This window comes from Pectobacterium atrosepticum (genome assembly GCA_019056595.1).
Classification (GTDB): Bacteria; Pseudomonadota; Gammaproteobacteria; order Enterobacterales; family Enterobacteriaceae; genus Pectobacterium; species Pectobacterium atrosepticum.
Genome location: CP036163.1, coordinates 72,059 through 86,651 on the forward strand (window position 1 = coordinate 72,059; position 14,593 = coordinate 86,651).

Below are 14,593 nucleotides of genomic sequence, written 5' to 3' on the forward strand. Positions count from 1 at the left end.
CCTTAAAATTAAGCGTTGATGCCCGGCAATGATTGTAATGCAGCAACAACGCGTTCACATTCGTAGCGGTTGCCGATAGTAATGCGCAAACAGCCTGCGAGGCTGGGTTGCTTATTTTGGTCACGCAGAATAATGCCTTGATCCCACAGCGTTTTAAATACAGTAGGGGAGGCGGTAAAGCGTACCAGCAAGTAATTACTCTCGCTGTGAAAGACTTCCTCAATGCAGGGAATATTTTTCAGAATATCACTCAGCCAGCGGCGGTTGGCCGTCACCTCTGCAACATTCGCCTTCATTTTAGCGATCCCTTCGTGGCTCAGTGCCTGAGCCGCGATGTCCGCTACGGGAGTGGACAGTGGGTATGGCGCAATGACCTTCAGCAGGAGCTGAATTACTTCAGGGTTCGCCAGCGTGAAGCCACAGCGCAATCCAGCAAGTGAAAAGGCTTTGGACAAGGTACGCAGAATTACCAAATGAGGGAACTCAGCCAGCCAGCTTGCAGTGGACGCCTGCGGACAGAATTCAATGTAGGCTTCATCGATAACAACCAGTGCTTTTCCCTGTGCCAGCGTCAGCAGTTGGCGTAAATCATCCCGTGCAATCAGGTTGCCGGTCGGGTTGTTTGGGCTGCAAACGTAAACGACCTTGGTTCCGTCCAGCTGTGATTCAATCGCATCAAGATCCAACTGCCAGTCTGATTTGCTTGCCGCCGTGCGGCGTTCGACGCCAAACGTCTCGGCGCTAACGGCATACATACCGTAGGTCGGGGGACAGAAAAGAATGGCGTCTTTCCCCGGCTCGCAGAATGCACGAATCAGCAACTCGATACCTTCGTCAGCACCACGGCTGACCAAAACCTGTTCCGGCGTTACGCCTGCATACTCGGCGTAGCGGTTGATAACCATGACCGGCTGACATTCTGGGTAGCGGTTCAACGTCTGTAACGTTAATTGAAACTCCGGCGCTTGGGGGTATTCATTAGCATTTAGCCAGACATCGCCGTTGCCGCCCAGACGACGAGCAGACTGATAAGGTGTCAATGCACGGACGTTGGCACGTGCCAGTTCTTCAATGCTGCTCATGCTTGCTCCTTCAGTGCTGCAACGCGCAGGGTAACGGCATTTTTGTGGGCGGTCAGCTGTTCAGCCTGTGCCAGGATTTCTATTGTTGGTGCCAGTTGTAGCAACCCCTGCGGCGTGAGCTGCTGTACGGTCATGCGCTTCTGGAAATCGGCCAGACCCAGACTTGAGTAAGTCGAGGTATAGCCATAGGTCGGCAGAACATGGTTAGTGCCGGAGGCGTAGTCCCCAGCGGATTCCGGTGACCAGTCGCCAAGGAACACGGAACCGGCGCTGGTGATGCTATCAACCAATGATTCGGCATCGCGTGTCTGGATTATCAAGTGCTCAGGACCATATTGATTGCTGATTTCAATACACTGCGCCAAATCACGTGCGACGATGACGCGGCTGCTGGCAAGCGCCTGACGTGCGATGTCTGCACGAGACAGCTGCGTGAGCTGCTCTTCAACGGCGTCCGCTACGGCTTTGGCCATTGCAGCATCGGGCGTTAACAGGATGACCTGTGAATCCGGGCCGTGTTCTGCTTGCGATAGCAGGTCGGAGGCGACAAACGCGGGCGTGGCACCGCTGTCGGCGATCACCAATACTTCGGATGGCCCTGCGGGCATATCAATCGCTGCGCCATCAAGCTGCTGACTGACCTGACGCTTGGCTTCCGTGACGTAGGCATTGCCGGGGCCAAAAATTTTATCCACTTTCGGCACGCTATCGGTGCCAAACGCCATCGCGGCAATTGCTTGCGCGCCACCAAGCTGAAACACTTCTTTAATACCGCACAGCTGTGCGGCATACAGAATTTCATCGGCAATTGGCGGCGGTGAACACAGCACCACGCGACGGCAGCCTGCGATGCGTGACGGCGTTCCCAGCATCAGCACGGTTGACGGAAGTGGGGCAGATCCCCCCGGAATATACAGGCCGACGGTCGCGATAGGGCGAGTAATCTGCTGGCAACGTACGCCCGGCTGCGTTTCGATATCGACAATCGGCAGCTTTTGCGCGTTGTGGAACGTCTCGATATTACGCACGGCGATCGCCATGGCCTGTTTTACCTCATCACCCAGACGGGCGGAGGCGGCGGTAATCTCGGCATCGGTGATGCGAATCGCATCCACCTGAACCTTGTCGAACTGTGCGCTGTAGTCGCGTAAGGCGCTATCACCACGACTTTTCACGTTTGCCAGAATATCGCTCACGACTGCAGTAATGCGGTCTGACGCGGAAATGGCTGGGCGAGTCAGCAACTGGCGTTGTTCTTCAACTGAACAGCGCTGCCAGTCAACAAGCGTGCTGAAACTGCCTGTGCTATTGGTGTTGTCAGCCATGGTCATCACTCCATCATTTTTTCAATGGGCAGGACCAGAATGGAGCTGGCACCCAACGATTTCAGCTTTTCCATGGTTTCCCAGAATAGCGTTTCACTGCTGACCATGTGCATGGCAACACGGCTTTGGTCACCAGCAAGTGGCAGAATGGTCGGGCGCTCGGCACCTGGTAGCAGAGCAATGACTTCGTCCAGACGTTCACTCGGCGCGTGCAGCATGATGTATTTGGATTCACGTGCCTGAATCACGCCTTGCATACGCGTCAGCAGTTTATCGATTAGCTGTTGTTTCTCTGCGGGCATCTCACCGTCGCGCTGAATCAAGCAGGCTTTAGAACGGTAAATGACTTCGACTTCACGCAGACCGTTGGCTTCCAGCGTGGCACCGGTTGATACCAGATCGCAGATGGCGTCAGCCAGACCTGCGCGCGGTGCCACTTCAACTGAACCATTGAGCAGGCAAGATTTGAAATTGACGGATTGTCTGTCGAGATATTGTTTGAGCAGGTGAGGATACGAGGTGGCAATACGTTTATTTTGCAGGCATTCAGGGCCGGTATAGGCTTCGTCCAGCTGCATTGCCAGCGACAGGCGGCAGCCGCCAAAATCCAGACGGCGCAGCGTGAAGTAACGCGGATCTTCGCCCTGTGCCCGGCGGTTTAACAGCTCTTCTTCCAGCACGTTTTCACCGATAATACCCAGATCGACCACGCCATCCATCACCAGTCCGGGGATATCGTCATCCCGTACGCGCAGGATATCAATCGGCATATTTTCTGCGAACGCGATCAGACGCTGTTGCTGTAAGTTGATTTTGATACCGCAGCGTGCCAGCAGCTCGCGTGAATCGTCGCTCAGGCGGCCTGACTTCTGCATTGCAATCCGTAAACGTGTTTTATCCAGCATGGAAACCTCATTAACCTGTCAAATTTAAATTTCTAGAAATATAGCGAGCATAAAAAAACCCTCGGAAGATGATCTTCCGAGGGCTCTCTTTGTGTTCTGCGCCACTGGAAGATCTGAACGTCTTCCAGCACCAACCGTCCGAAAGACTAATCAGGATGATGGTGATGATGGTGGTTAAACAGAACGCGTGTCATAAAATGTCTCTTTGTTGTGCCAGTGTTTATTAAATCAGTAACGATTTATCTGTCGAATAACCTAAACCATGTTCGGGCCGTTGTGCAACATTTTTTTAGCAGATAAGGGAAGTTCGTTTTGGTTGAGCGATACGCTAGCATAATCACGCTGGATATCGGCTCTTGATAGGCAGAAAAGCCTGCGGAAATCGGACGAGCTCCGTAGCGATGGATGTAAAAGCCGTTTACTCTGTAGGCGTGGGTGTTAATCACAGGCTCCTTGCAGGGGAGAACGGCAGATGAAAAAAGTATCGATTGTTGGATTGGGCTGGCTGGGTATGCCGCTGGCTCTGGCGCTGAATGGACACGGTTACCACGTGACGGGAACCAAAACTACTCAGGATGGCGTTGAAGCGGCGCGGATGAGCGGGATTGAATGCTATCAACTGGTTCTGACGCCTGAGTTGGAATGCGATGCTGACGAGCTTAGTGCGTTACTACAGGTTGACGTATTAATTGTAACGTTGCCCGCCAGCCGAACAGCGGAAGGTGGCGAAGGGTATGCGCAAGCGGTACAGCAGTTGGTGAATATGGCGCGCGTATTTCATGTCCCGCGAATTATCTTCACCAGTTCAACCTCGGTCTATGGCGATGGTAGCGGCACAGTAAGAGAAACCTCACCGCTACAGCCGTCGACGGTAGCAGGGAAGACGCTGGTGTCCCTCGAACAGTGGTTACAGCATTTACCCGATATCTCTGTCGATATCTTGCGTCTTGCGGGGCTGGTTGGTGGCGATCGCCATCCCGGCCGTTTTCTGGCGGGTAAAACCAATCTGCCGCGTGGCAGTCATGGCGTGAATCTGGTGCATCAGGAAGATGTGCTGGCGGCAATCTTGTTGCTGCTTAAACTACCCAACGGTGGGCATATTTATAACCTGTGTGCGACAGAACATCCTGCCAGACAAGACTTTTATCCTGAACAGGCGCGCAGGTTACATGTATCTCCGCCGCAGTTTGCACCCGTGACCGATAGCTCTCAGGGCCGGATTGTTGATGGACAGCGCATTTGCCATGAGCTTGGGTTTGACTATCAGTATCCCAATCCCTCGACGATGCCGTTGAATGCGGGCGAGTCGCGCTAACCGCAGTGCGCGACCACAAGATTTACTTCGAGACGGTTCTGATTCGCCCGGATGAGCGTGAGACTATCCGGGCGGAGGCATTAAAACGACGTCCAATCACTTTCTGACGACGCAGCTTTTGCCGACACACTTTTTGGCAGCGTGTGTCGCGGTATAGAGGATGACGCACCTGAAGCTACGCGATTGTCAGACTGGGACACGCGGAAGTGTTCCAGCAACTTTTCCAACAGCACCGCCTGTTCCTCCAGCGAATTGGCGGAAATGGAGGACTCCATCACCAGCGAGGCATTCTGTTGCGTGGTGGTGTCCAGCTCGCTGATGGCCTGCGCGATTTGCCCAATTCCTCGACTCTGTTCCTCAGAGGCGGATGAAATTTCTCCCATAATGTCGTTCACGCGGGAAACGGAATCGACGATTTGCTCCATGGTTTCTCCGGCAACCGCAACAAGATGGCTACCCGCATTGGTACGTTCGACCGATTCTGCGATCAGGGCTTCGATGTCTTTGGCAGCCTGAGAGCTACGTTGTGACAAACTGCGCACTTCGCCCGCGACAACGGCAAAACCACGTCCTTGTTCACCGGCGCGTGCGGCTTCTACCGCGGCGTTCAGCGCCAGAATGTTGGTCTGGAAGGCAATGCTGTTGATGACGGTAGTGATATCGGCGATTTTTCTGGAGCTGGCTGCGATATTGTCCATCGTCGTCACCACCTGTTTCACGACCTCGCCGCCTTTAAGCGCGCTCTTGGAAGCATCGGCAGCGATCTGGCTGGCATGTTTGGCGTTGTCGGCATTGTTTTTCACCGTTGAGGTGAGTTCTTCCATGCTGGCGGCGGTTTCAACGACTGCCGCTGACTGCTGCTCAGTGCGTGACGAAAGATCGCTATTGCCTGTAGCAATTTTGCTCGCCGATTGGCTGACGCTGCCGACGCTGTCCCGGACTTCGGAAATAACGTGGCGCAACTGTTCATTCATCGTCCCCATGGCGTGGGTGAGCCTTCCCAGCTCATCGTGGCGATCGGTATGAATCGTCGTGGTCAGGTCGCCACTGGCGATGCGTTCCGCCAGCGACAGGTTATGGATGATGGGTCTGGTGATAATTCGAGTAATGTAGATGGAAATGATGATGCCGATAATGACGGCGATGAGACCGATGATCATCGTAATGGTGGCAGAGTTATAGGCCAGCTCATCATTTTTTGCTTTTACGACAGTAATGAGTGATTTGATGTCGGCGCTGCTCCGAGTACCTGCTTTCATCACGTCATTTTCTGTCTTTTTTACATCATTTAATGCCGCGTAATAGGCCGTATTAAGCTGCATGTATTGGCCAATGTAACGCCATAGCGTATCGGTTTGCGTTTTAACGTCGGCTGGTAATGAAGGAGATAATGACTGATAGGTTTTTTCTGCGTCCTTATAGCGCGAATCCAGAGCGGCTAAGGCGCTATCGGTTCCTTTCATCTGTAGCTCATAGGACCGATGCTGCATATCGGTTAACAGAAAAGCAATATCGCTTGCGTGATGATAGGTTTCACCGTCGATGAGAGCATTGCTGAGCGCTTGTCGGAAGGTATCAATGACCGTGTTTGCATTTTCTGTATTAATGGCTTCGCGTGCTCCGACCATTTTTTGCGTCGCGGTAGACATCGCAGCAACCGACTGTTGGAAATCTTCTAAGTTATTATGCAGGTTTTTAATAAAACCTAATTCTTCATCACTCCAGGAAAGCGTGTTGGCACTGTTGGTTAACGTTGATGCACTTTTTACAAAGTCGGCGAGTATGTCTTTAGTTTTTTCGTCTGCGGTGTAGAAATATTTAACGCGATTAATCTTGGCCTGGAAAACTTCAATGTTAATGTTGTAAATAAGGTTCGTTTTCTCATAAATATCCCGAATGGCAATGAATCTATTCATGCTAAGCGATGACGCAATAATGACAAGTAGTAAAATAATCCCAAACCCGGCATACAATTTATGTGCGATTTTTGTGTTACGAATTCGACTAGCAAGATGCTGCATTATAACTCTCCATGTATGACTCTTTTTTTAATAAAAATAACGATCACGATTTCATTGCTAACGGCTGTTTATGACTACCTACTATGAGTTATCGGATTTTGTTATCGCTATGTTAGTGTCGAAGCCGGAGATAATAACATTCTGTGATGGATATCAAGGTGGGCTGTGCAAATGCATAGTGTTTTATGTCAATACTGCCAAGGTAACGTAGTGTACTGATTATTTAACGCTTTATTTATTACCGAGGTAGCATTAGATCATTAAATCCGGCCCTGACGTAATATCAGGGCCGGGCGGTCAAATGTTAGAATGTCGTCCAGCCGGAATCCTGCGTTTGTTTTGCTGCAGGCGGCAGATATTTTTGCTGTGGTGGCAAACCAGAAATATTCGTTTTTGGCTTACGCCCCTCGTTCTCAGACAGACGGAAGTTCGCTACCATACTTTCCAATATTGCCGACTGTTCTTCCAGCGAGTTAGCGGAAATTGAGGATTCCATCACCAGCGCGGCATTCTGCTGCGTGGTGGTATCAAGCTCGCTGATGGCGCGGGAAATTTGCTCAATGCCACGGCTTTGCTCATCGGAGGCGGAGGCGATTTCCCCCATGATGTCGTTGACCCGTGAGACGGAGGAAACGATCTGATCCATCGCGGTTCCTGCATTGGCCACCAACTGTGTTCCCACATTGATCCGTGCCACCGATTCTGAAATCAGGCTGGCAATCTCTTTTGCAGCCTGAGATGTGCGTTGAGAAAGCGTCCGTACCTCGCTGGCCACCACGGCGAATCCACGACCTTGTTCCCCGGCTCGCGCGGCTTCTACTGCGGCGTTAAGTGCCAGAATATTGGTCTGGAAAGCAATGCTGTTGATAACGGCGGTAATGTCCGCAATCTTCCGTGAACTGTCTGAAATGCCCGACATCGTATCCACTACATTTCGTACTACTTCGCCGCCTTTGTGTGCATTTTGTGAGGCTTCGGTACTGATTTGGCTCGCCTGTTTGGCATTCTCAGCATTGTTTTTAACGGTCGATGTCAGTTCTTCCATGCTGGCGGCGGTTTCTACTACGGCGGCAGATTGTTGCTCGGTGCGTGAGGATAGGTCGCTATTACCCGCGGCAATCTTGGCCGCAGAGGTTGAAACGCTGTCCACGCTGTCACGCACATCACTGATCATGTGGCGCAGCTTTTCGTTCATTCTCCCCATTGCGGCCGTTAGCTGACCCAGTTCATCATCGCGGTCGACTGTGATCGTTGAGGTCAAATCGCCAGCAGCGATTTTTTCCGCCAGAGAGAGGTTATGAATAACAGGGCGGGTAATTTGGCGAGTAATCAGCAGTGAGATGATGATGCCGATGACCACAGCAATAAAGCCAATGATCATCGTGATCGTGGCAGAACCGTATGCCAGCGCGTCATTCTTCTCTTTGACGATAGTAATAATTGCTTTAATGGAAGCGCTACTTTTGTCCCCGCCGACCTTCACGCCGTCTTCTGCTTTTTTCAGGTCGTTGATACTCTGGAAGTAGTCGTTATTGAGCTTTTTATAGCCGGTGACATAGCTTCGCAGGCTCTCTACAGCCACTTTCTGTTCCGGCGTCAACACCGCAACGGTGCCCTGATAGCTGCTGTCAAAGCGGCTAAAAACCGCATCGAACTGCTTCGCGGCATCGGCATTTTGCCTGAGCTGCAATTCATAGGAAGCCTGCCTCAGTTCTGAAACCTGCGTTGCGAGATCCTCAGCCTGATATAGCGTTGCGCTATCAGAAGGTTGCTGTCGCAGCCTGGCGTAGAAATCAGTAGTTATGTTCTGTCCGTTAGCGGCGCTGATTTTTTCTCGATTTTCTACCACGCGCTGCGTAGCTTTGCCCATATCGGTGATTGCGCTTTGGAATTCGGCCAGATGCTGACTGAGGTCGTTAATCAGAGTTAACCCTTCTGGGCTCCATGAGAGCGTTTTCGCTTCAGTGGTTAATTCTGATGCATGTTTAACGAAGCCTGCCATCGTTTCGCGCGACTTTTCATCATAGGAGTAAAAATATTTCAGACGGTTTATTTTTGCCTGAAAGACTTCAATGTTGATGTTGTAAATAAGATTGGTTTTCTCATAGATATCACGAATTTCCCTGAAGCGCCCTGCGCTGAGTAGCGATGCTATGATGACCAATAGCAGGATGACCCCGAACCCAAGATAAAGTTTTTGGGATATTTTAAGATTTCTGATTTTTTTGGCTAAGAACATGACGTCTCTCCGGGGATAAATTACTGGTGTCGGTTTTTAATAAAGATATGACCCATAGTGCTTATCGGATTCATGGTGATTTTTTTTAGTGTGGGTGAAGAAACTAATAATAATTTGTGAGGGCTATCTCTCGCTGTTGGACAACTGCACAGCAGTTACCGGTTGAATTGCTAATAGCTGGTGGCGTTAATTGAATTCGTAATAAGTACAGGGGGTTATTATTATTTTTTAATTTTTAAAAAATGAATAAGAAAATCGCTGATTTGGAAATATATTGAAATGAAAATGGAATGAAAAACATGAATGGTTAAGTTTAGTCTTAATTCAGGTGCATCTGAGGGATTGATTAATACAGTTATTTTTTATCGCACTTTTTATAGAGAATTGTCGCCGATCTCTGGCTGTGCCGGATACCCTATGTCGGCTAATATCGTCGCCATAGGGTATGGGCTGCGGCACCTAGTGTGCGCTCTTTGTTCTATATAGACGGCGTGGGTGGCCAATCTTTCCGTAACGCATTTCGATATCGAGGAACTGGTTTTCAACGCAGAACTCCAGATAGCGGCGCGCCGTCGTTTTACTGAGCCCCGTTTGTTCGACGATATCATCGACAGAATAGAGCGTATCGCCACCATCACTGGCAAAAATCTGTTTGATTAGCCCTAGAGTGTTCTCCTCAATGCCTTTTGTGGATGATGAGGACGCTGCGCCGGACGATTGCAACTGGTAGAGAATATCAACGTTCTGCTGATCGACAATTTTGTATGTGTGCTGGGTTTTCACGAATTGAATAAATCGCTCCAGCGAAGAGCGTAGCCGCGGATAGGAGAGCGGTTTGATAATGTAATCAAAAGCCCCGCAGCGAATCGCCTGAGCACAGGTATTCATGTCGCTGGCGGCGGTGATAAAGATAACGGAGCAGTCCATTCCTTTGAGCAGTTGGCTTTCAATCAGCGAAACCCCTTCGCCGTCGGGCAAATAGTTATCAAGCAGGATCAGGCGCGGCCTGTGTTGCTGAAGGAGTTTTTTAGCTTCAAAAAGCGTAGCGGCAATCCCTATGACACGCAGATTGAAATGTTTTTCAATAAATTCAGCATGAATATTTGCCAGCTTACTTTCATCTTCAACGATTAAGACATCGAAATGTTCAGTGTGCTGCATGGTGTGAATCCCTGTTAGTAAAAGAGGATCTGATACCCGTTTTGTCCCTCTCAAGCTGTCTATGTGTAGTCAACACGCGCAGCTCAAATTAGTGGGGGTGATATCGGTATAAATAGGGAAAATATACTGCCATTCGGCTGGTTGGCCGAGACCTCGACAATTCCCTGAGCCTGATTAACGTAGCTGGCGACCAGATGCAGCCCCAGCCCGTGATCGCCCTGTGTTTTACTGGTCACGCCCATTTCAAACAGACTATCGGCAATCGCCGGATCGATCCCTGTTCCCTGATCGGCGACTTCAATGACCAGCTCTTGTTCACTGTCATAGATGTACACCTCGACAGGATAATGTGGGGTAGTGGTGGCTAATGTGGCTTCCATCGCGTTATCCAGCAAATTACCAATGATGGACATCAGCTCCGTTTCGCTCAGTGCGGGTGGAATGTGGCTAAGCTGGCAGCGTGGGTCAAAAACAATCTCAATACCTTTTTCTCGTGCTGTCGCGTACTTGCCCAGCAGCAGCCCGCACAGCGCTGGTGAACAGAAACGGTGGGAAACAAAATCCAGCACCACCTGCGCGCTTTCCGACTGCGCTTCAATATATTTAATAGCTTCGTCATAGCGTTTTAGATGCAGTAACCCGGCCAGCGTCGCGGTCCAATTAAGCTGTTCGTGGCGCAGAATGCGCAGGCTGTTAGCGTAACGCTTCACCTGACTAAGCTGCATGCTGAGCGTGTGGATATCGTTTTTACCGCGGAAGCTGATCACCCAGCCTTGAAGTTCATCCTCGAGCATAATCCGCACTCGGCTGGCAATGACGGTGGCATGGTTAAAACGGCAGATCTCATCGTGGGTGTCGCTGTTCCACATTGCCTCGCCGGAGAAGAAGGGGACGGGTTTAATCACGGTATCAATCGGCTTACCGCGCAGCATATGGGAAGGTTCGTTTAACCCGAGGATCTCTTTGGCGGCATGGTTAATAGCGGCAATACGGTGTTGCTTATTGATGGCGATGACCCCTTCGTAAATCGATTCGAGCAGCGCCTTCTGCTGCCTGACTAGCATGCGAATTTCAAGGGGTTCGAGTCCAAACATCTGTTTCTTCAGGTTGCGCGAGAACCACCAGGAAAAGATAAACAGCGCGACGAACATCGCCAGAATCGCTAGCAGAATATGCGCCAGTTTACTGAACGTCAGGTTATCGATGTGGGTTTTCAGATAGCCGACGGAAACAATACCAATGACTTGGCCGTCAGCCACGATCGGCGCTTTGCTGCGTAGCGAGATGCCGATACCACCTCGGCGCACCGTGATAATGCTTTTCCCTGCCAGAACTTCAACATTATCGCCACCTATCATCTGTGTGCCGACGAGTGCGTCATCTTCAGAATGAAACAGATGGTGTGCCTGATTATCACCGACCACGATATAACTGGCGTCACTGCGCTGTTTTAACTGCTGAAGAAGAATATCTATCTGACTGATATTTTTATTTTTTACCGATTCGATCAGCGATGGGATGATGGCGATCTCTCTGGCTTGCACCTGTGCTCGTGTACCCAGCTCAGAATACAGTTGCTTATCGATATCATGATAATAATAGATACCCGTCATTAGCAGTAGCGAAGAGAAGAAGACGATCAAATAGATAAATAATTTGATATGAAAGGAAAGTCTCAATCTCATGATGCACGCGAGCCTTGTGGTTAACTAAAAATGGTTACTGAATTTATCACGAATGGTATTAAGAATGGACTGGGAGAAAAAAACTTGTGAGCAATAACACGTTTAAATATGTTGTGACCAATACGATGATAGTAATAAATAGATAAAATTAAACGACTCTGTTTTGTTTAATAAACAACTCAATTACTTTTTATCAACATAATCATATTTGGGAAATAAAAACCATAAACGCCATAAAAACCTTAAAATTTATTATGAGCATAAAATCATCTAACTGACTGCGTAATAAGCAATTTGTTAATATAAACCATAAAAATCATAAACGCCTTTAAAACTCGTTTTTTAATTTGAAGAGAATCACATAATAATATGTGACCGCCCATTATTATGCGTTGACAAAATAAAACGGGGACTGAGTTATGAGTACGACTGATGATTCATATATTGTTGTAAATAATGAGGCAGCTGGGAAGGTTTCATTAAAGGAAAAATGGTGGCATGTTCTGGATACCTATAAAGTAGGTATTATTCCCGTGCCACTTTTTGTACTGGCGGGGGTATTAATCGGCATCGACTGCCTGAGCGGCAAGCTGCCGAGCGATATCGTTGTGATGGTGGCAACGCTGGCATTCTTCGGGTTTGCCTGTGGTGAGTTTGGCAAGCGTCTGCCGATTATCGGCAAGATGGGGGCGGCGGCAATCTGTGCGACCTTTATCCCTTCTGCGATGGTGCATTATGGCCTGCTGCCGGACGTTGTCGTTGAATCCACGACCAAGTTCTACAAAAGTACCAACATTCTGTATCTCTACATCTGCTGCATTATTGTCGGCAGCATCATGAGTATGAATCGGCAAACGCTGATTCAGGGCTTCATGCGTATTTTCTTCCCTATGCTATGCGGTGAAATCGCCGGGATGCTGGTGGGCATGGGCGTAGGTATTGCGTTAGGTCTGGATCCGTTCCAAATCTTCTTCTTCCTGATTCTGCCGATTATGGCGGGCGGGGTGGGTGAAGGGGCTATCCCTCTGTCTATCGGCTATGCCACGATTTTGCACATGGACCAAGGTGTTGCTCTGGGGCGTGTCTTGCCTATCGTAATGCTGGGCAGCCTGACTGCGATCATCCTTGCCGGTGTGCTGAATCAGTTGGGTAAACGCTATCCACACCTGACCGGTGAAGGTGAACTGATGCCGAATAAAGGCAATAACTTGGGCGGTAGTGAAAGCAGCGCTCCAGCTTCTGGCTTTAGCGGTAAAGCAGACGTAACGACCATTGCCTCTGGTGCTCTGCTGGCAATCCTGCTGTATATGGTGGGTATGCTCGGTCACAAAATGATTGGCCTGCCTGCACCAGTTGGCATGCTATTCGCCGCCGTGGTGGTGAAGTTGGCCCACGGTGTTTCACCTAAAATGTTGGAAGGCTCTCAGGTTGTTTACAAGTTCTTCCAGACTTCGGTGACGTATCCGATTCTGTTTGCCGTCGGGGTGGCGATTACACCGTGGCAGGAACTGGTCAATGCCTTCACGATTCAAAACCTGCTGGTGATTATTTCTACCGTAGTGACGCTGGTCGGGACCGGTTTCTTAGTGGGTAGAAAGATCGGCATGCACCCAATTGATGTTGCGATTATTTCCTGCTGCCAGAGCGGGCAGGGCGGTACTGGTGATGTCGCGATTCTGACGGCGGGTAACCGTATGATGCTGATGCCATTCGCGCAGATTGCCACGCGCATCGGCGGTGCCATTAATGTTTCGATTTCACTACTGGTTCTCGCCAACTTTTTAGTCTGATGTGATTCAGAAAATAAAAAGTGGTTGAGCCAAATAAATAGTGTCTTGAGAGAAATTGCGTTGAGTTAACGAAATAAAACCACCATCTGAATGGGTTTATTTTGCACAGGAAACATTATGAAACTTGCAAGCTATCGTTATAACGGTAAGGACAGTTACGGCATTTATACGGCTACGGGATTAATCGATCTCGGCGGAAAAATTGGCCACCGTTACCCCGATCTGAAAACACTGCTGGCGCAGAATGCATTACACGTTGCGCATGAATTCAGTATGAGCACGCCGGATATTGCGGTTGCGGATGTCACGTTCCTACCCGTTATTACCGCGCCAGGGAAAATACTGTGCGTGGGGATGAATTATGCGGCTAAGCGTCAGGAATTTAATGAAGAGAATCCTGCGCCAACGTTATTTGTCCGCTTTGCGGATTCGCAAACCGGACATGCAACGCCCGTCATCAAACCTCATTATTCCAGCGAGTTTGATTATGAAGGTGAACTGGCGGTCATTATCGGTAAAGGCGGACAAAATATTTCTCGAGATGTCGCGCTTTCTCATGTCGCAGGTTATAGCTGCTACATGGATGGATCTGCGCGTGACTGGCAGCACAGCTGGTTTACCGCGGGTAAAAACTGGCAGAAAACCGGTGCATTCGGTCCGTATCTGACCACCACGGATGAAATTCCCGATCCGCATGTATTGGCAATCCGCACGTATCTGAATGGCCGCATGGTGCAGGACGACAATACCAGCAGCATGATCCACAAAGTCGCTGAATTGATTGAATACATCAGTACCTTTACCGAGTTGAGCGCGGGTGACGTGATCATTACCGGTTCACCGGGTGGCGTGGGTAAAAAACGCAATCCGCCGCTGTTTATGAAAGCGGGAGACTGTATTGAAGTTGAAATCGAAAACATTGGCCATTTGCGTAACACGATAGTGGATGCCGCTGCGCCATTGAAATCGGTTCCGGTAGCCGCTGAAGCTGCTGTGCACTAAATATACAGGTAAGTACAAGGCTGCCGGCGTTAAAACCGGTAAGCCTGCAATGATTGCCCTAAATAATT

General features: G+C 49.6%; 11 protein-coding genes. 3 read left to right on the top strand and 8 right to left on the bottom strand.

The genetic code is table 11. The features are described from left to right. Positions 1 to 8 precede the first annotated feature (8 nt). From DCX48_00940 to DCX48_00955, 4 genes are all read right to left on the bottom strand, one after another. A complete protein-coding gene (locus DCX48_00940; GenBank protein ID QXE13194.1) occupies positions 9 to 1,082 on the bottom strand; it encodes a histidinol-phosphate transaminase in 1,074 nt (357 codons plus the stop codon). Next, the gene (gene hisD, locus DCX48_00945) at positions 1,079 to 2,407 is read right to left on the bottom strand and encodes a histidinol dehydrogenase (protein ID QXE13195.1); all 1,329 of its coding nucleotides are present in this window, start codon (positions 2,405 to 2,407) and stop codon (positions 1,079 to 1,081) included. Before hisD ends, DCX48_00940 begins: the two co-directional genes overlap by 4 nt. 5 nt (positions 2,408 to 2,412) lie before the next feature. Continuing rightward, positions 2,413 to 3,312, bottom strand: coding sequence for an ATP phosphoribosyltransferase (locus DCX48_00950; GenBank protein ID QXE13196.1), 900 nt, complete (start codon positions 3,310 to 3,312; stop codon positions 2,413 to 2,415). 146 nt (positions 3,313 to 3,458) lie between these two features. Then, entirely contained in the window at positions 3,459 to 3,506 is a 48-nt protein-coding gene (locus tag DCX48_00955; GenBank protein ID QXE17110.1) for a his operon leader peptide, read from the bottom strand. Positions 3,507 to 3,784: 278 nt separating this feature from the next. Between DCX48_00955 and DCX48_00960 the strand changes: the two genes are divergently transcribed. Beyond that, complete coding sequence (locus DCX48_00960) at positions 3,785 to 4,627, top strand: SDR family oxidoreductase (protein QXE13197.1); 843 nt, start codon at positions 3,785 to 3,787, stop codon at positions 4,625 to 4,627. An 80-nt stretch (positions 4,628 to 4,707) separates the two neighbouring features. Here the strand turns inward: DCX48_00960 and DCX48_00965 are convergent, their stop codons facing one another. From DCX48_00965 to DCX48_00980, 4 genes are all read right to left on the bottom strand, one after another. Beyond that, positions 4,708 to 6,648, bottom strand: coding sequence for a HAMP domain-containing protein (locus DCX48_00965; GenBank protein ID QXE13198.1), 1,941 nt, complete (start codon positions 6,646 to 6,648; stop codon positions 4,708 to 4,710). Between the two features lie 304 nt (positions 6,649 to 6,952). Then, positions 6,953 to 8,887: a HAMP domain-containing protein gene (locus tag DCX48_00970; GenBank protein QXE13199.1), complete on the bottom strand. Its 1,935-nt coding sequence runs from the start codon at positions 8,885 to 8,887 to the stop codon at positions 6,953 to 6,955. A gap of 459 nt (positions 8,888 to 9,346) precedes the next feature. Then, positions 9,347 to 10,048, bottom strand: coding sequence for a response regulator (locus tag DCX48_00975; GenBank protein ID QXE13200.1), 702 nt, complete (start codon positions 10,046 to 10,048; stop codon positions 9,347 to 9,349). An 83-nt stretch (positions 10,049 to 10,131) separates the two neighbouring features. Further along, positions 10,132 to 11,733, bottom strand: coding sequence for a sensor histidine kinase (locus tag DCX48_00980; GenBank protein QXE13201.1), 1,602 nt, complete (start codon positions 11,731 to 11,733; stop codon positions 10,132 to 10,134). Positions 11,734 to 12,152: 419 nt separating this feature from the next. Here DCX48_00980 and DCX48_00985 point away from each other — a divergent pair, with 419 nt between their 5' ends. Together DCX48_00985 and DCX48_00990 are read left to right on the top strand one after the other, a co-directional pair. Beyond that, the gene (locus DCX48_00985; protein QXE13202.1) at positions 12,153 to 13,523 is read left to right on the top strand and encodes a 2-hydroxycarboxylate transporter family protein; all 1,371 of its coding nucleotides are present in this window, start codon (positions 12,153 to 12,155) and stop codon (positions 13,521 to 13,523) included. Between the two features lie 117 nt (positions 13,524 to 13,640). After that, complete coding sequence (locus DCX48_00990) at positions 13,641 to 14,525, top strand: FAA hydrolase family protein (protein QXE13203.1); 885 nt, start codon at positions 13,641 to 13,643, stop codon at positions 14,523 to 14,525. Positions 14,526 to 14,593 lie beyond the last annotated feature (68 nt).